Below are 18,217 nucleotides of genomic sequence, written 5' to 3'. Positions count from 1 at the left end.
GAGCGGCCGATTTGTTATGGATAGCGAGCTAAGGCTGATGCTACTTAGTCTTGGCTTTGTTTCCGGTGCGCAGGGACTCCGGCAAAAATAGGATGAAGCTCTGCGCGACAAGGAGCGCGGTCAGGAAGAAGAAAAGCCATTCTTCAATGGGCACGCCGAAGGGCATGAGCAGGAATTGCGCGGCAGCGGATTTCACTGCGCCAGCCAGGATGTAGTCTTCGTCGAAGTGCCAGACCTCGAAATGCACGGCGACGATGTCCGTGAGGATCAGGTAGCCGCCGAGGATGAGCGCGGGCATGAATATCGCGCGTCGATGCCGCCAAAGCAGCTTGGAAAAGCCCAGCCATTGGAGCACGATGACGCCGCCCAGCCACGCCAGCAAATGAAAGGCGTAGTAGGCATGGTTGGGCAACCAGTCAGCGTAGATATTCACGCCGGTCATTGAGACGCGCCTGCCCGGACATGGCAAGATTTGCTGGCATAACTAAATCCCGCCGTTGCGGGCGGGATTTAGATTTTGGGGTGAACGTTGTGAAAGCAACCAGTTACTTAGTTGCTTTCTTTTTGAATTTCTTTGGAGGCTCCGAAGCCTCAAGTTCACCGGCTAGCGACTCGAGGTGCGTAGCGATGAAGTTGGACCGATTGCGGTTTTCAGTGGCCGCAAGACGATCAATTTTTCCAACCAGGTCCTCAGGGAGGCTGATTGAAATCTGAGTTTTTCCGGGCGCGCGCCCATGAGTTTGTTTTTTAGCCATAATCTTCCTTGCTTATCAAGAATCCTTTATCGGTAGTAATATGATGAAGCTAATGCAACACATTATGCAGGATATTTTTGCATCTGCCACCTAATAATGATTGAGAAGCTGTATCATTAAATTAACCGATATTAATTAAACGGAACTATTGTGTCTTTCTTTAACAATAATTACGAAAAGGTTTCATGCAAGCTCGCATGAAACCTTATAAGCAAGCACGTAGGGCTACGGGCTAGCTGTAGATGGAAAGTAGCGTATCGCCGATCTCAGATGGCGTTGGCGCAACGGCGATGCCCGCGTCTTTGAGCGCAGCGATCTTCGTTTCTGCACTGCCGCTGGAACCAGAGACGATAGCGCCGGCGTGACCCATGCGGCGTCCTGGAGGCGCGGTGGTGCCTGCGATGAACGCGGCAACCGGCTTCTTGACATGCTCCTTGATGTAGGCTGCGGCTTCTTCTTCGGCGCTGCCGCCGATTTCGCCAATCAGGATGATGGCTTCGGTTGCCGGGTCTTCATTGAAGAGCTTCACTGCGTCGATGTGGCTGGTGCCATTGATCGGGTCGCCGCCAATGCCGATGCAAGTGCTTTGGCCATGACCGCGAACCGTCAACTGATACATTGCTTCGTAGGTGAGCGTGCCGGAGCGGCTAACTACGCCGACCTTGCCAGGCTTGGCGATGTAGCCGGGCATGATGCCGATGTTGCATTCGCCCGGAGTCATGATGCCCGGGCAGTTAGGGCCAATCAGACGGGTCTTGCCACCAGCCTTGATGAGCGCGTCTTTAACGGCGGTCATGTCGCGCACGGGAATGCCTTCGGTGATGCAGATGATCAGCTCGATGCCGGCGTCAATCGCCTCGAGGATGCCATCAGCCGCGAAGGGCGGCGGCACGAAAATAACGGATGTGTTCGCGCCTTCTTTTTCGACGGCGTCGTGAACGGAATTGAAGATCGGCAGCTTGTCTTCCCAAGTGGAGCCGCCTTTGCCCGGCGTGACTGCGGCAACGTAGTTGGTGCCGTAGGCGATGTTGTTGAGGGCGTGCTTGGTGCCTGCCTTACCAGTGATGCCTTGTCCGACGACGCGGGTGTTTTTGCCAACGAGGACACTCATGATCTTAAAAAGTTTGTGGGTTTGAAATTGAGTTAATTAAGCGTCAGCGACGAGCTTGACGATTTTCTGAGCGGCGTCGGAAAGCGAGTCAGCCGACGTGAGGGCCAGTCCGCTGTCGGTGAGGGCTTGCTTGCCTTCGGCGACGGAGTTGCCTTCGAGGCGCACGACGAGCGGCACGGTGATGTCGACGTTCTTGGCGGCTTCGATGATGCCGTCAGCGATCGTCTTGCAGCTCATGATCCCCCCGAAGATATTGACGAGGATGCCCTTCACGTTCGGATCGCTGAGGATGATCTTGAAGGCTTCGGTGACTTGGTCGGCATTGGCGCCGCCGCCGACGTCGAGGAAGTTGGCCGGGTTGCCGCCGAAGTGCTTGATGATGTCCATGGTCGCCATGGCCAGACCTGCGCCGTTAACGAGGCAAGCGATGTTGCCGTCGAGCGCAATGTAGCTCAAGCCAGTGTCGGAAGCTTTAACTTCCTTCGGGTCTTCTTCGCCGAGGTCGCGGAGGGCGACGATTTCCGGGTGACGGAAGAGGGCGTTGCTGTCGAAGTTTACCTTGGCGTCGAGCGCGAGGATGTCGCCAGCGGGCGTCGTGATGAGCGGGTTGATTTCCACCATCGAGCAGTCCTTGTCCCAGAACATGTCGTAAAGACCGGTGAGGAACTTATCGAGCTGCTTGAGCTGCGCCTTCTCAGTGAGGCCAAGGCCAAACGCGATCTTGCGCTTGTGGAAAGGCATGATGCCGGTCGCCGGGTCGATGATGACGCGGATGATCTTTTCCGGCGTTTCTTCGGCGACGGTTTCGATGTCCACGCCGCCTTCGGTCGAGGCGATGATGACGGGCTTGCTCGTGGCGCGGTCTAGCAGGATGGCCAGGTAGTATTCTTTCTGGATGTCGCTGGCTTCAGTGAAATAAACGGTCTTTACCTCGCGGCCTTCCGGGCCGGTCTGGTGCGTGACCAGCGTGTTGCCAAGCATCTTCTTGGCGACCTCGATTGCTTCGCTGCGGGGCAGCACTTTGACGCCGCCTTTGAAACCGTCCGTAAACGTTCCCTTGCCGCGACCGCCGGCGTGAATTTGAGACTTCACCACAACGGTGTCGCCTTCAATTGCGCTGAGCGCGGCTTCAAATTCGGATTCGCTTTGAGCGGCCTTGCCGGCCGGCACTGCGATGCCAAATTCGGTGAACAATTCCTTGGCTTGGTATTCGTGGATATTCATGGGTTTCAGGAAATCGGGCTGGGTTGGCAGAGTGTTTCGTTCAGCCGGTCCTTGGCAACGTTTAATTTGCGAATTACCGCCTTATTTTTTCCTCTTAATGCCTCTATTAATGCCTTTTAGAGGAGATTGAGGACTTCTGGCGCCAGGCTGTTCAAAAAATGAATATTTAGCATTTAGGCAATTGCCTGCGATTGCATTTGGCTGATTTCAGCGATGCCTTTTTTGGCCAATGCCAGCAGAGCGTCGAGTTGCTCCTGGGTAAAAGTCGCTTCCTCGCCAGTGCCTTGGACTTCGACGAACTCACCGGCGCTGGTCATGACTACGTTGAAGTCGACGTCGGCGTCGCGGTCCTCCACATAGGGCAAGTCGAGCACCTCCAGGTCCTGCCAAATCCCAACGCTGACGGCGGCGACGGATTTCTCCATCGGGTCTTCGGCCAGGACGCCGTCGGCCATGAGCCGCTTGATGGCGAGCTTGGCCGCAACACAGGCACCGGTGATGGACGCCGTGCGCGTGCCGCCGTCGGCTTGGAGGACATCACAGTCGATCCACAGCGTCATGCCGGGCAGCTTTTGCAGGTCGACTACGGCGCGCATGGAGCGGCCAATGAGGCGTTGGATTTCGACGGTGCGTCCGTCAACTTTGCCCTTGGAGCTGTCGCGTGGTTTGCGATCGAGCGTGGAGTAGGGAAGCATGGAGTACTCGGCGGTGATCCAGCCTCCGCTGACCCCTTGGGCGTTCATCCAGCCGGGGACGCGTTTTTCGATGGTGGCGGCGCAGATGACGCGCGTATTGCCAAAGCTGACGAGGGCGGAGCCGGTTGCGTGTGGCGCGATGCCGGGTTCGAAGGAAATTGGGCGGAGCTGGTCGCAGGTGCGGCCATCCAGGCGGAGGTTTTCGGACATAGAAAAAGGTTAAAGTTTTAAGGTGTAAGTTTAAAGGGCCCGTCGACAGGTCCTTCAAGACTTTAACCTTTTATACCTTAACCTTTAACTCCTTAGTAAGGAATGCCGATGCCAGCGATGATTTGCTGTTCCTTCTTCACGCCGCCGGTGCCAACGGTGTTGTCGTAGGTCAGCTCGTAGGCGAGACTGGCTTCCACCCAATCAGCGAGCTTGCTGATGAGCGCTGCGGTGAAGCCGTATTGGTAATTGTTGGTGTCGCCGGGCTCGATGCTGCCGTAGGCGGTCTGCTCGAAGCGGACGATTTCGCTGAAGTGGTAGACGTAGGATTCCTTGAGCGTGGCGAGGTTATACCACTTTTGCGATACGCCTTCAGCGTCCTTATACTGCAAGGTGTAGGCCGGGATGATGTCCAGCGTCATGTCTTCGTTGTTGATGACGTGGAAGCCAAGACCGATGTCGAGATCAGCCTGGTGACGGATGTCTTTCACCTGATTGCGCAGGTAGCTCAAGCTGGTGTTGAGGAACATCAATTCGCTGATGTCGTAGTCATATTCAAACTCGGCGCCGTATTGGTCCTGGTTCTTGTTGACGCCTCCATTGGTCTGCGTCTGGCGGCTGTATTGATAGTAAATATCGTATGCGTAGTGGTGGGGCGCAGCGTCTTTTTTACCGTTCAGGTCGAAGTTGATCGCCGTGGTGTCCGTGTTGGATTCGAGGTAGCTGAAGCCGAAGGAAAGCTTACCGGACCAACCTTCCGGAATGACGTTTTCGTCCATCCAGCTTTGCGCATCCAGAATGGACTGGGTGACCATGTTGACCTCTTCCTGCTTTTTCTCAGACATGGGCTCCTCTTTCTTTTTGGGAGCCTTGGTGCTGGCCGTTGTCGCATTGACGGCGGCTGCTGCTTCCGCAGTGGAGGGCGGCGCGGCTTCAGGCAACTCAACGGTGGCGTTGGTGTCCGGGACGGATAGCTCGCCAAGGAGGTCAGAGCGGAAAGTGATGACGCCGTCGCCCTGGCTGATCAGGCTGCCCGTAATGCGGTCGCCGTTATTGAGGACGAGGGTGTCGGCCGAAGCGAGTGAACAAATAGCGAGTGAGGTCAGGATTGTCGAATACCGTAGCATACGAATAGCCAAAGTGGGCGCCTCAGCGAGTATTTCAAGGCCTTTTTGCCATATCCGCCTCTCGCCGCCGCCAATCCCGCATGGTTGACCGAATATTTGTGCTTCTTGACGTCGTAGGGTTGACGAAGCCGCCCGGAAGGGCATTAATGCGAGACTTTTTGACCGATCCTTCTATTGGAGAACACATCTTATGGCAGATACAAGCAGCTACGATTTAGTGGTAATTGGCGGCGGACCAGCCGGTTATGCAGGCGCTATTCGCGCCGGACAACTCGGCAAGAAAGTTGCCTGTGTTGAAATGGAGCGCGCCGGCGGCACCTGCCTTAACTGGGGCTGCATTCCTTCCAAGGCATTGCTCAAGAGCGCTGAGCTCTACCAGAAAATGCTGCATGCGGACGACTTCGGCTTCAAGGTCGGCAAGATCGATGTCGACTTCCCCAAGGTCGTAGAGCGCTCCCGCGGCGTCGCCGACAAGATGGCCAAGGGCATCGAGTTCCTCTTTAAGAAGAACAAGGTGGACTACATCGTCGGCCAGGCGCAGATCAATGTGCCCGGCATGGTCGAGCTGATCTCCGGCGACCGCAAGGGCGAGTTCCTGTCCGCGAAAAACATCCTCATCGCCACGGGGTGCCGCGCCCGCATGTTGCCCGGCCTCGAAAAGGACGGCAAGCAAGTGATGACCGCCCGTGAAATTCTCGACCGCCGCGATCTGCCGAAGAGCTGCATCGTCCTCGGCGCTGGCGCCATCGGCATGGAGTTCGCCTATTTCCTCAACGCCTTTGGTTGCGAGGTGACTGTCGTTGAAATGATGGACCGCGTGCTGCCGGTCGAAGACGACGATGTCTCAAAGTTTGTGGAGAAGTCCCTGAGCAAGCAGGGCCTCAAAATCCTGACCGGCACGAAGGCCGAAGACATCGAAGTCAAGAAGGGCAAGGTCTCGCTCAACGCTGTCAAGGGCGACAAGACCGACAAGCTCGAAGCCGAGTCGCTGCTCGTCGCCATCGGCGTTCAAGCCAACACCGACAAGCTCCTTTCCAACCGCGTGAAGCTGGAAATGTTCAAGAACTACATCAAGGTCGACGAGCATTACCGCACCAGCGTGAAGGGCATCTACGCCGCAGGCGACATCATCGGACCGCCTTGGCTCGCCCACGTCGCAACCTACGAAGCGGTGCAAGCCGTCAATGGCATGTTTGGCCACGGCGAGCCGCGTCCTTACACGCGCTTCCCGGGCTGCACTTACTGCCAGCCGCAGGTGGCGAGCATCGGCCTGACCGAGCGCGACGTGAAGGCGCAGGAATTGAAATACAAGGTCGGCAAATTCCCGTTCACCGCATCGGGCAAGGCGGTTGCCGCAATGGAGTCCGACGGCTTCGTCAAGCTGATCGTTTCCGAGCCCGAAGGCGAGCTGCTCGGCGCGCACATCACTGGCGCCGAAGCGACCGAGCTCATTGCCGAATACGCATTGGGCATGGAACTCGAAGCGACTTGGGAGGAAATTCACGGCACGATCCACGCGCACCCGACACTCTCGGAAGCGCTCATGGAGGCCGCCGCCGCCACCCACAACGAGGCGATTCATATTTAGAGTGAGCAGTGAGCAAATTAAAAATTAAAGAGCCAGCTGCTCACTTTAATTTGCTCACATTTATCTCCAAAGACCATGCGCCTAATCGTCATCCGCCACGGCGAGACTGAGTGGAACATTCAGCATCGCTATCAGGGGCAGCTTGATTCGCCGTTGACCGAGAAGGGGCGCCGTCAGGCGCAGGCTATCGGTGAGCGGCTGAAGGGCGTCCAGTTCGACCGCATTGTGTCCAGTGACCTGGGGCGCGCTGTCGATACTTGCCGTGCGATTGCCAGCCATCATGAGGGAACGCCGTGGGAGCAGGATAAGGGCCTGCGCGAGCGCGACTTCGGCATCCTGGCGGGCTACACGCGAGCTGAGGCGGCGGAGAAATTTCCCCGCGAAGAGGATGGCTACCTCCACGGTGGAGTGGACTACATTATCCCGCAAGGTGAAAGCCTGCGTGACGTCTTTCACCGCGCCGGCAACGCCTTTGACGCCATTGCCGAACGTTGCGGCGGTGAGACGGTCTGCATCGTCACTCATGGCGGAATCCTCGGCATGTTCCTGCGTCACGCAATCGGCATTCCATGCGAGCACACGCGCTGCTACAAATTCGTCAACGCCGCCTTCAACGAGTTTTCCTACGAGGGCGGGCGCTGGCTGCTGCACACCTGGGGCGACATTTCCCACTTGGCTCAAATTGGCGCGATTGACGATTTGTAGGCTCCAGCGCTGACTGCGTATTTTACAACTGCCCGCTTGACAGGCGCGGGTTGTCGCGCTCATTAATACTCGTTTATGGCTGATATCAATGACAAGTGGCCGGAGAATCTTGCCGGTAAGTTTTATGTGGACGAGCAGTGCATCGATTGCGATCTTTGCCGTGAAACCGCGCCTGACTATTTTGCGCGCAGCGACGATGGCGGCTATTCCTACGTCATCAAGCAGCCTGAGTCGCAGGACGACATCGACCTGTGCATGGAAGCCCTCGAAGGCTGCCCGGTTGAGGCCATTGGCGACGACGGCGACGACTAAGTCGCTCTGCCTGATCACTTTTCCCAAACTGCGCCGGAGTCTTTCCGGCGCTTTTTTGTGCTCTGAAGTCTTTTGTTCAGGTAAAGCGTTATTGTATGGGATGTATGCTTTTGGGTTTGCTCGATCGCGTCGCATAAATAGGGTATAGTCAGTGAAAGCTGCTAAGTACGAACGAACTAATATTCGTCGCGTTCGCAAAGACAGAAAGAGTCGTGTTCCACTGCTACTAACCATCGGAGGCATTCTATTGTGCCTGGTCGCGGCGTGGGTGATATGGCTGAATAAAATGCACTTCTAAAATCTGCCTGGCTCATTTGCGCTCAGGCGTAGTTTTACTTTTAATGCCTTGTGTCGTCCCCAACATCTTCACCCAGCTTGGTATGGTTTCGCCAGGATCTTCGCCTCAAAGACAACCCCGCTTTGCAGGCTGCCATCGAGCGTGGTGAGCCGGTCGTTCCGGTCTTTATTTATGACGAAAAAGGGGAGGGGCAGTGGTCGTTTGGCGGCGCTTCTAAATGGTGGCTGCACCATGCACTGAAAGACTTGGCCGAACAGCTGGCGGACTACGATTTGCGGCTGGTCATTCGGCAAGGAAAGTCTGGCGATGTCTTGAAACAGCTACTCCAAGATACTGGCGCCGAGGCCGTTTTTTGGAATCGCCGTTATGAGCCGGAGGTCATCAAGCGTGACAAGCAAATCAAGGAGGCCCTGACTCAAGATGACTTCGAGGTTAAAAGCTTCAACGCCGCCCTCGTGCATGAGCCGTGGGAAATCAAGAACCAGTCAGGCAAGCCGTTTCAGGTTTTTACGCCTTATTGGAAGCACTGCTTGAAGCTGGATACGCCGCCACCGGTCAGCGTGGATATACGCCAGGCCAAAGTTCCCAAGCAGTGGCCGAATTCGCTTGAACTGGAAGCTCTACAGCTCCTGCCGAAAATTAAGTGGGACACTGGCTTTTACGATTACTGGACCCCGACTGCCGCCGCCGCGCATCAACGCCTCGGCAAGCTCGCCGCCAGCGGCGCCTCCGGCTACACGCAAGGCCGTGACTTTCCGGCGGAGGACGCCACTTCGCGCCTTTCGCCGTACTTGCACTTCGGGCAAATTGGTCCGCGTGAAGTCTTTGCCGCGTTTGACCGGCATGACTCGGATGGAACCAAGGGCGGCCGTAAATTTCTGTCCGAAATTGGCTGGCGTGAGTTTTCGCATCATCTGCTGTATCATTGGCCGCATTTGCCGACGGACCCGCTGCGCGAGGAGTTCAATCACTTTCCCTGGGAGATGGACGAAAAGCTCCTCCGCGCTTGGCAAAAGGGCGAGACGGGCTACCCGATCATCGACGCCGGTATGCGGCAACTTTGGGCAACTGGTTGGATGCACAACCGCGTGCGCATGATCGTCGCCTCGCTGCTGGTCAAGCACCTGCTGATTCCCTGGCAGGAAGGTGCGCGTTGGTTCTGGGATACGCTGGTCGACGCCGACCTCGCGAACAACACCCAAGGCTGGCAATGGAGCGCGGGTTGTGGCGCCGACGCTGCGCCGTATTTCCGTGTGTTTAATCCGATCCTGCAGGGGCAGAAATTTGATCTCAATGGCGACTACGTCCGTGAATGGGTTCCCGAGCTGCGGCCGGTAGCTGACGGAAAAATTCACGAGCCTTGGGAAGCCGGGCTGGATCAATTGGGTGGCGTGGTGATTGGCCGAGATTACCCTGCGCCCATCGTCGACCACAAGCGTGGCCGCAACCGCGCACTCCAAGCCTACGAAAAGCTCAAAGCGCTGCGCTCGAAGTAGGCTCCTGTCGCTGCCGAAAGGGCGTTTGAAGGCAGGCGTTATTTTTCCCTTTCCCCACAGCGTGGACCGCGTATCGTGCCTCCATGGATCTTACGCCCGTCCGTGAAAAAATCGACGCCATCGACCGCGAAATCATCGCCAAGCTGAACGAACGCTTTCGTTTGGCGCACGAAGTGGCGCAGGTGAAGCTGGAGGCGGGCTTGCCGATCTATCACCCGGGCCGCGAAGAGGCGCTGATGCGCAAGCTGTCGCAAGTCAACACTGGGCCGCTGTCCGAGGCTGGCATGCGCGCGATCTACCGCGAAATCATCTCCGCGATGATCGCGCTGGAGGAGCCGTTGACGATCGCTTACTTGGGGCCGGAGGCGACCTACACGGAGCAGGCCGCGCGCAAGAATTTCGGCGGTCAACCGAAGTATGAGCCGATGGCCACGATACCGGACGTCTTTGCCGCCGTGGAAAAAGGTGAGGCGCATCATGGCGTCATTCCGATTGAGAACTCCACCGGTGGCGTAGTCAGCCACTCGATGGATATGCTCGCGGAAACAGATTTGACGATCATTAACCAGATTTACCTGTCCATCGAGCATTGCCTGATTTCCAATTCGCCGATCGAAGAGATCAAGGAAGTACACTCCAAGGACCAAGCCCTCGCGCAATGTCGGGACTGGCTGGCGCGTCACTTGCCGCACGCCACCCAGATCGACGCCGACAGCACCGCACAGGCGGTCAAGTTAGCTGGTGATCAAGAGGGCGTCGCCGCCATCGCGAGCGAGCTTGCCGCCGAGAAGTACGGTGTGCCCGTGATCAAGCGCAACATCCAGGACGTCGCCAACAGCGTGACGCGCTTTTTGGTCCTTGGGCGCGAAGCCGTGGGCGAGGGGACTGGTCACGACCGCACGAGCCTCATTTTATCGATTAACGACGAGCCAGGCGCCTTGGAAAAAGCGATTCGCCCCTTCAGCTCTCGCGGCATCAACATGACGAAGATCGAGTCGCGCCCCAGCCGTCGCAAGGCTTGGGATTACCTGTTCTACATCGACATCGACGGTCACTGGCACGACGAAGCGGTCCAAGCCGCCGTCACCGAGCTCAAGGTGAGTTGCCCGCTGGTGAAGTGGCTCGGCAGCTATCCGGTGAAGGACTGATCGGGCAAGGTGTCACGCATCCCTTGCGGCGTCATTAGGTGAGCCCGTCTATTGGTGAAAAAGGCGAGTCCGTGCGTTTTCCGGTTAAGAAATTGCACCGCCTGAAGGCGGGACTCCAACCGTGAGCAGGCGAAGCTTATATTGAGCGATTTTGGCAGGCTACGCCACCGCCTCGTCATCCGCCTTCATGGAGCTAAGTAGTTTCGGCAAATACTTTTCCCGCGCCAAGCGCCAGAAGACGAGGAAGAACGCGGTCAGCGGGATGGCCATGATCATGCCGAGGATACCGCCGAGCGCGGTGCCCCAGAAGAAAATTGAGAAGATGATCAGCATCGGGCCCATGCCGGTTTTGTCACCCATGATTTTCGGCGTGAGCACGTAGTCCTGGACGACTTGCACCACGGCGAACGTCAGCACGCAGAAACCGACCGTAGGCCAGCCGCCGCCAGTCTGGAAAAACGCCAGCGGCAGCACGACGCCGACGCCGAGTATCGTGCCGAGGTAGGGGACGATGTTGCCGAGGCCGACCATGATGCCGAGCAGGATCGCAAACTTAAGGCCGCTCAAGCCAAAGCCGATGGCGAACAACACCGAGAGGATCATCCCGATTAAAATTTGCCCGCGGAAGAACGACACCAGAATGTCCACGAACTGCTTGATCAGAAACATGATGTCTTCGCGCCACTTCGGCTCGACGAACGAGAGCTGTGATTCGATATCGCTCCACTTGTCGCGCTGACTGTCGAGCAGGTAAAACAGGTAGACTGGCACGACGGCGTAGGCCGCGATTTTGGCAAATAACCCCACGATGATATTGCCGGCGGTGCCAAGTGTTTTCAGCATTTGCTCGACCGCCGTTTTGATGCTGGAGCTGTGTTCGCTGACGAAGTTTTTGATCAGCACGTCAATGGGCTCGCCGCCAGTTTTTTCCGCAATCCAGTCTTTGAGCCAGGGCGCTTTTTCGGATGCGAAATCGACGACGTTGCTCGCGAGTTTTGGGGCGCTGTCGATCAGCTCGATGCTTTGCTTGAAGATCACAGGCACGGCGTAGGATGTGAGGCCGACCATGACCAGCAGCACTAGGGCAAAGAGCAGGCCAATGCTTTTCACGCGGCTGAGCTTGAGCCTGGTTTCGAAGAAATGCACAATGGGCCGCAACAGGGTGGCGAGGATCGCCGCCAGCGCCAATGGCAGCAGCACATCGCTAAAGGTGTTCACGAAGCTGCGCATCAGCATGAAAATCCCATATGCCGCGCCGAGCACGACAACGAGTGCAAGCACAGTTAACCCGGCGCCAACGATCTTACGTTGTGTCGGAGAGAGGAGTCGCTTGGTAGCAGCGTCGTCAGTCATGAATGATCCGGATTAGAGATGGAATGATGGCCAGTGGCGAGCCCTATTCGAAGTGTCGTTACAGGACGCGACCTCATTTTTGCTGTGTATGGAGTCGTATTGGCTAATATTATCCGCCAAGTTGTCTCGTCGCCATTACAAGATGGCGCTACGATTGTAAGCGTCGGCAAAGGCCAACATAAAGCTGCTCATCGAGCTGCCTAGAGCACTTTTCATCTAGATTGGCCGATTCAGGTGGGGTAGAGATTGGATGCAGCGCAAGGCGGCTTTGATTGAGCGGGCTGGAAGCCCGTGATTGAAATGCCAACGCCGCGAACTTCCAATCTGTCCCCAAGCCCTAAACCGAGTGCTTTTCCGCGCCAGCGTTGTTGGCTTTTCGCTCACAGGCTTCCAGCCTGCGACGCTTAAGCCGCCTTGCTGAACACGAAAAATCACTGCGGCCTGATCGGCCAATCTAGATGAAAAGTGCTGTAGTCGTTTCTAGATCAGCCGTACGTGGGAGGCGCAGGCCTGTAGGCGCGACTCCAACTCGTTCCGATGTGGGTAATCGTCTTATCCGGGGCGAATCAATCGTCTTCCAGATGATCAGCGAGTCCGAGGCGGCGGCGCACTTCGGGTTCTTCGGCGACCTCGTCGATGAATTCATCAACGCTGAAATCCGCCACCACGAAGTCACCGTATTCGAAAGTGGGCGTGAGCGATTGGCCGCTGATTTCGATCATCCGCTGCATGTTGCTGCGGCTGCGGGTTACATCGCGCACATCCAAGTCGACACCGTGTTGTTGGAAGTATGAGAGTGCCTCGTTGCACCAGGGGCAGCCTGGCTTGATGTATAGGATGGGTTTCATTATGATACTATTCCAATCCCGCAACCCCTTGGCTGGCAACCCTAATCGGATTTTTCGACTTCGGATTCCAGGGTGTGCAAACACTCGACAAGCGTAAGTTGGCGGTCAAGGATGGAGCGCTTTATGGACATCCACATCAAAGGCGCCCGCGAACACAACCTCCGCAATTTGGAGCTGCGCATCCCGCGTGACAAGTTGGTGGTCGTCACGGGCGTGAGCGGTTCGGGCAAATCCTCGCTGGCCTTCGACACGCTCTACGCCGAGGGGTATCGCAAGTATGTGGAAAGCTTGTCGACGCGAGCCCGTCAGTTGCTGGAGCAGGTCAAGCGGCCCGAGGTGGATTTCATCCATGGCCTGTCGCCCGTCGTGGCGATTGAGCAGCGCGCCGCCGCTGGCGCCAACCCGCGCAGCACGGTGGCGACGGTCACCGAAATCGCCGATTACGCGCGCCTGTTGTGGTCCGTTTGCGGCGAGCAATTTGACCCCATCGACGGCGGCAAAATCGAACGTCGTTCGCTCGACGACTGCATTCGCCGTGTGTATCAAGAGCCGGATAATTCGCGCCTCATGCTGTTGGCGCCGCTGATGACGGCCCGCGCTTCCGTCATCCGCGAGGAGATTCCTCACCTGCGGCAAAAGGGCTTTCAGCGCGTGCGTATTGCCGGGACCATTTATGAGCTCAATGACGCCGAGAAGTTCCCGAGTCAGCCCGGCGAATTGGAATTGGAGGTCATCGTCGATCGCATTGTGTTGCGCGAAGACCAGCGTTCGCGCATTGCCGACTCGCTCGAATTGACTTTCCATGAAGGACAGGACCGTGCGCTCGTTTTGGCTCAGGAAAACCGCGATGCGCCGTGGAAAGAAATCCGCCTCAGCCGTGCGTTGGCGGGCTCGAAGTCGGGCGTGGTTTACGATCCGCTCACGCCGCGTCACTTTTCGTGGAACCACCCCGAGGGCGCTTGCGAAACCTGTGGCGGGGTGGGGCAGACGCGCCAGTTCAACGAGCAACTGCTCGTGCCTGACCCAACGAAGTCCGTAAAGAAGGGCGCGATCAAACCGCTCCGCCTGGGCTCAAAGGCAATGATCATTAAGCACAACGCGATTCTCAAGCAACTGGCCGAGCAAATGCCTTTCGACCCAACTGTAGCCTGGGAAGAGTTGCCGCATGAGACACGCGACGAGATTCTCGGTGGAACGGGCGAACGGCTGTTCAGCTTTAAGCTCAAGAAAGGCAACGCCGCGCCTGAAGCCTTGCCGTGGAATGGCGTCATGGACCTGCTTGACGACATACGCCGTGAGACATCCAGCGACGGCCTGCGCGCGCGTTTGCTCGCCTATCAAGTGGCGTCCGAGTGCCCGAGTTGTTACGGCCAACGACTCAATGCCCGCGCGCGTAATGTGCTGGTAAAGGGCAAGCGCTTCACGGACTTTCTATCGCAAAGCATCGGTGACGCGCGAAGCTTTGTATCGCAAAGCTTATTGAATGATGATCAACTGAAGCCTGCGCGCGAGGCGGTCATTGGTTTGGAACAGCGCCTGGGCTTCCTCGAAGAAGTGGGACTGAACTACATGACGCTGGATCGCTCCTATGCGACGCTTTCCGGCGGTGAAGCGCAGCGTGTAAGGCTCGCGACGCAGCTTGGCATGGGGCTCGTGGGCGTTTGCTATGTGCTCGATGAGCCGAGCATTGGCCTGCATCCACATGACAACGAGAAGCTGATCCAGACCATGCTCGATATGCGTAACCGCGGCAACGCTGTCGTCGTCGTCGAACACGACGAGGCCACGATGCGCGAAGCGGACTGGCTGATCGAGCTGGGACCTGGCGCTGGCGCGCACGGTGGGGAGATCATTTTTGAAGGTACGCCGAAGGAATGCGAGACGCACTCGAAATCACGCACTGGCCCTTATCTGTCCGGCAAGCGGAAGCTGATGAAGGACGTGAAAGACCGCAATGCCGACTACGGACGCCTGACGGTGCTCAATGCGCGTGAACACAACTTGCGCGGGCTCAATGTTGGCTTTCCCCTGAAACTGTTGACCGTGGTTTGTGGGGTTTCAGGCTCGGGCAAAAGCACGCTGGTGAACGATATTCTCGCGCAAGCGGCAGCGTGGAAATTGAACGGCGCCAAGCAAATCCCTGGGGCACATGATGGCATCGACGGGTTGGATAATTTTAAGAGTGTGATCCGCGTTGACCAGTCGCCGATTGGCCGCAGCCCGCGCTCGAATCCCGCAACGTACACCAAGATCTTCGACCATCTACGCGATCTGTATGCGAAGGCGCCTTTATCCAAAGTGCGCGGCTATAAGGCGAGCCGTTTCAGCTTCAACGTGCGCGGCGGGCGGTGTGAGCGTTGCCAGGGCGACGGTCAGATCAAGCTGGATATGCAGTTCCTCGGCGATGTGTTCGTGGAGTGCCCGAGCTGCCATGGCCAGCGCTACAACCGTGAGACGCTGGAGGTGCGCTTCAAGGGCGTGAACATTGCCGAGGCGCTGGAGATGACTGTAGATGAGGCGATGGCGCTCTTTAAAAACATCCCAAAGGTTCACGAGCGCTTGCAAACGTTGTCTGCAGTGGGCTTAGGCTACGTGAAGCTGGGGCAGTCGGCGAATACGCTTTCTGGCGGTGAAGCGCAGCGCATTAAGCTATCTTTGGAGTTGGCCAAGCGACAGCAGGGCGAGACACTTTACTTGCTCGATGAGCCGACCACGGGCCTGCATTGGGAAGACGTGCAAAAGCTCTTAGACCTGCTATTCCAGCTACGCGAGGCGGGCAACACGATTATCCTGATCGAGCACCACAGTGATGTGATTAAGCTGGCGGACTGGGTGATCGAGCTTGGGCCGGGTGGAGGCGTCAATGGCGGCAATCTTGTCTATCAGGGAAAACCAGCTGGACTAATAAAGTGCGACGAGTCGCTGACTGGGCGATATCTGTAAGATTTTGATTGGTCAACGGGCCAAAATCGGTTTTGGGTAGTCTAACATGAAATACCTAACCCTGAAGTTAGTCTTGTTACTACTTACGTGTAATTTAGTTTCGGCGGACGTCACGCTGCCGAACTTGTTCAGCGACCATATGGTTTTGCAACGGGACCAAGTGGACCCCATTTGGGGCAAGGCGGATCCTGGCGAAAAAGTTACGGTTAGCTTTAACGGTCAAAGCAAGGAAACCGAAGCGGATGCGGACGGTGACTGGCGTGTTGAGTTGGAGCCGATGGCTGCTGGCGGTCCATTTGAAATGGTGATTCAGGGTAACAATGAAGTTGTGTTGAAGGATATCCTAATCGGCGAAGTTTGGGTCTGCTCCGGCCAGTCCAACATGCAGTGGATTGTCAACAACACGAACAACAAGGAGGTGGAAGTTCTGTCCGCCAACTATCCCGAAATCCGGCTGCTCAGCTTGCCGCGCGTAGGCACCCAGGAACCGCAGGATAATATTGACGCGACATGGGAGGTTTGTTCCCCGGAGACAGTTGGCAATTTTTCAGCGGTAGGCTACTTTTTCGGTCGTCGTATTCACCAGACATTAGATGTGCCAGTTGGCCTCATTCACAATGCTTGGGGTGGTTCTTCCGCTGAGGCGTGGGTTCCCCGTGAACTCTTGGAGCAGGATGAGCAGTTTGCTTCCTACATCGCGAATCACGATCAGAAGGCTGCGGAATACACCGATGAAATTCATCAAGAGAAGATCGCAGAATATCAAGAGGAACTGGCTCGGTACAAAGCGAACGGGGAATCCGGCAGACATCCGCGTTGGCCAAGCGATCCGCGTTACAACCAACACCGTCCGGGCAACATCTACAACGGCGGCGTGTTACCCCTCGTAGGCTACGGCATTCGCGGCATGATCTGGTATCAGGGCGAATCAAATTCCGGACGCTATGAAACGTATGAGGATTTGATTAATCTGATGGTGGGCAATTTCCGTGAGCAGTGGGATCAAGGCGACTTTCCGTTTTACTATGTGCAACTGGCGGACTTCAGTAATGAGCAGGATGCCCCTAGCGAAGGCGGTTGGCCGCTGATTCGCGAAGCCCAGACCAAGACAATGGATTCGCTCGAGAATTCTGGCATGGCCGTGATCATCGACATTGGTGAAGGGCGTGACATCCATCCGCGCAACAAGCAGGACGTTGCCAATCGCCTGGCTCGCTGGGCTCTGGCCAATGACTACGGCTACGACATTGCCTACCGCAGCCCACAGTATGCTTCGATGGAAGTTGTGGAGCTTGAGCAGCCGGAAGTCGAAGACGCCGATTCGGAAACTGATCCCAGTGATTCTGTCGCGCCGGTTAAACCAAAGGCGATTGAAGTGACTTTTGATCACATCTCCCAAGGTTTATATTCCTTTGACACTCAAGAGGTGGTTGGCTTCGCGATTGCGGGGGAGGATAAGCAATTTGTCTGGGCCGATGCGGAAATCATCGGCAAGGACAAGGTGCGGGTGTGGAGCGAGTCGGTGGCAGAGCCGGTTGCCGTTCGCTATGGCTGGGCAATGAACCCGGTGGTCAATCTACAAGACCGCAATGGGCTGCCGGTAACCCCCTTCCGCACAGATGAGTGGTAAGCGTCGTTTAGGCGTTTACTTTTAGGTTTCAACCATGAAGAAGCGGTCTCAGTTGAGGCCGCTTTTTCTATACCTTGTCATACATGCGGGTAGCATCGGGGACGAGCACTTTGCTCGTTCTGCCGCCTTCACCTTTGACGCTTCTCAGTTGATACGAAAAGATGATCAACAATCGCTGGTCCGTTGAGCGCATTGGCAACACTTTGACGGGCGACTTGTAAGGCTCAGGTTCGAGCAAAGCAAAGGCAAATGAGAAGCGTTGCTTGCCGCTCATGACGTTTTTCACTTCATCTTTAAAGGGGCCGAGGCGCACTTGCTCCTTACCAATGAGGCAAGCGATTTCTTGTTGGGTGAGGTTTACGACGCGCAAGCTGCCGCCGGTATGCCGGTTTGGCGCGTCTTCGATCAGCTTAAATTGCACCTTGGAATTCTGATCCAGATAAAAGAACAGCATGGCCTGATCATCATTGATGGGCAGGGGGATTTGCAGCGCTGGCGATTTGATGGTTTGGCCGTCCTGATTGACCTCACGATAAAGGACCAAGGGTGAATTGCGGGGAACGGGATTGGGATTGCCTCGCGCCATAAACGAAACGGAGAGCGGCGAGTATTCGCCTTCGAGGTTGCGATAGAAAAACTGAGGCGGCGGGTTTTCCGGATTAAACGCGTAGATGACTTCCAGACTGAGGGTTGGATTTTTGTCTCTCGCTGATTGAGCAAAGGTCCAGGGTGACGCGAGGAGTAGGGCGGTGAATAGGGTAACAAGCAATTTCATGT

Annotated in this window: 16 protein-coding genes; 7 read left to right on the top strand and 9 right to left on the bottom strand. The window is 56.5% G+C overall.

Translation table 11 applies throughout. The features are described 5' to 3' along the window. Positions 1 to 40: 40 nt before the first annotated feature. The 6 genes from RBB63_RS12000 to RBB63_RS11975 all read right to left on the bottom strand — a co-directional run bounded on the left by RBB63_RS12000 (position 41) and on the right by RBB63_RS11975 (position 5,119). Positions 41 to 433 (bottom strand): lycopene cyclase domain-containing protein, encoded by a 393-nt coding sequence (locus RBB63_RS12000; protein ID WP_309384503.1) that lies wholly within the window; start codon positions 431 to 433, stop codon positions 41 to 43. A 112-nt stretch (positions 434 to 545) separates the two neighbouring features. Further along, entirely contained in the window at positions 546 to 755 is a 210-nt protein-coding gene (locus RBB63_RS11995; RefSeq protein ID WP_309384501.1) for a ribbon-helix-helix domain-containing protein, read from the bottom strand. A gap of 232 nt (positions 756 to 987) precedes the next feature. Further along, entirely contained in the window at positions 988 to 1,866 is an 879-nt protein-coding gene (gene sucD / locus RBB63_RS11990) for a succinate--CoA ligase subunit alpha (RefSeq protein WP_309384499.1), read from the bottom strand. Between the two features lie 36 nt (positions 1,867 to 1,902). Continuing rightward, the gene (gene sucC / locus RBB63_RS11985; RefSeq protein ID WP_309384497.1) at positions 1,903 to 3,090 is read right to left on the bottom strand and encodes an ADP-forming succinate--CoA ligase subunit beta; all 1,188 of its coding nucleotides are present in this window, start codon (positions 3,088 to 3,090) and stop codon (positions 1,903 to 1,905) included. A 173-nt stretch (positions 3,091 to 3,263) separates the two neighbouring features. Continuing rightward, the gene (gene rph / locus RBB63_RS11980) at positions 3,264 to 3,995 is read right to left on the bottom strand and encodes a ribonuclease PH (protein WP_309384495.1); all 732 of its coding nucleotides are present in this window, start codon (positions 3,993 to 3,995) and stop codon (positions 3,264 to 3,266) included. A gap of 92 nt (positions 3,996 to 4,087) precedes the next feature. Then, complete coding sequence (locus RBB63_RS11975) at positions 4,088 to 5,119, bottom strand: DUF481 domain-containing protein (protein WP_309384493.1); 1,032 nt, start codon at positions 5,117 to 5,119, stop codon at positions 4,088 to 4,090. Positions 5,120 to 5,309: 190 nt separating this feature from the next. On the opposite strand from RBB63_RS11975, the gene lpdA reads away from it, so the two are divergent. The 5 genes from lpdA to pheA all read left to right on the top strand — a co-directional run bounded on the left by lpdA (position 5,310) and on the right by pheA (position 10,666). After that, positions 5,310 to 6,707, top strand: coding sequence for a dihydrolipoyl dehydrogenase (gene lpdA / locus RBB63_RS11970; protein WP_309384491.1), 1,398 nt, complete (start codon positions 5,310 to 5,312; stop codon positions 6,705 to 6,707). Between the two features lie 75 nt (positions 6,708 to 6,782). Beyond that, positions 6,783 to 7,412, top strand: a complete 630-nt coding sequence (locus RBB63_RS11965) for a histidine phosphatase family protein (protein ID WP_309384489.1) — start codon at positions 6,783 to 6,785, stop codon at positions 7,410 to 7,412. A gap of 75 nt (positions 7,413 to 7,487) precedes the next feature. Next, positions 7,488 to 7,724 carry a ferredoxin gene (locus RBB63_RS11960; protein ID WP_309384487.1) on the top strand — a complete coding sequence of 79 codons (237 nt, stop codon included), beginning with the start codon at positions 7,488 to 7,490 and terminating at the stop codon, positions 7,722 to 7,724. A 375-nt stretch (positions 7,725 to 8,099) separates the two neighbouring features. Next, a complete protein-coding gene (locus RBB63_RS11955) occupies positions 8,100 to 9,518 on the top strand; it encodes a cryptochrome/photolyase family protein (RefSeq protein ID WP_309384485.1) in 1,419 nt (472 codons plus the stop codon). 83 nt (positions 9,519 to 9,601) lie between these two features. Further along, entirely contained in the window at positions 9,602 to 10,666 is a 1,065-nt protein-coding gene (gene pheA / locus RBB63_RS11950) for a prephenate dehydratase (RefSeq protein ID WP_309384484.1), read from the top strand. A gap of 159 nt (positions 10,667 to 10,825) precedes the next feature. Here the strand turns inward: pheA and RBB63_RS11945 are convergent, their stop codons facing one another. Then, positions 10,826 to 12,019: an AI-2E family transporter gene (locus RBB63_RS11945; RefSeq protein ID WP_309384482.1), complete on the bottom strand. Its 1,194-nt coding sequence runs from the start codon at positions 12,017 to 12,019 to the stop codon at positions 10,826 to 10,828. 566 nt (positions 12,020 to 12,585) lie between these two features. Continuing rightward, positions 12,586 to 12,867 (bottom strand): glutaredoxin family protein, encoded by a 282-nt coding sequence (locus tag RBB63_RS11940; protein ID WP_309384480.1) that lies wholly within the window; start codon positions 12,865 to 12,867, stop codon positions 12,586 to 12,588. A gap of 123 nt (positions 12,868 to 12,990) precedes the next feature. Between RBB63_RS11940 and uvrA the strand changes: the two genes are divergently transcribed. Further along, entirely contained in the window at positions 12,991 to 15,810 is a 2,820-nt protein-coding gene (uvrA, locus tag RBB63_RS11935; RefSeq protein ID WP_309384477.1) for an excinuclease ABC subunit UvrA, read from the top strand. Positions 15,811 to 15,856: 46 nt separating this feature from the next. Continuing rightward, a complete protein-coding gene (locus RBB63_RS11930) occupies positions 15,857 to 17,440 on the top strand; it encodes a sialate O-acetylesterase (protein ID WP_309384475.1) in 1,584 nt (527 codons plus the stop codon). 67 nt (positions 17,441 to 17,507) lie between these two features. Here the strand turns inward: RBB63_RS11930 and RBB63_RS11925 are convergent, their stop codons facing one another. Continuing rightward, complete coding sequence (locus RBB63_RS11925) at positions 17,508 to 18,215, bottom strand: hypothetical protein (RefSeq protein ID WP_309384473.1); 708 nt, start codon at positions 18,213 to 18,215, stop codon at positions 17,508 to 17,510. Between the last annotated feature and the right edge of the window lie 2 nt (positions 18,216 to 18,217).

It is taken from the genome of Cerasicoccus frondis (assembly GCA_031296915.1).
GTDB lineage: Bacteria > Verrucomicrobiota > Verrucomicrobiia > Opitutales > Cerasicoccaceae > Cerasicoccus > Cerasicoccus frondis.
The sequence above is the reverse complement of the archived record's forward strand: the minus strand, read 5'-3'. Positions and strand labels throughout refer to the sequence as shown.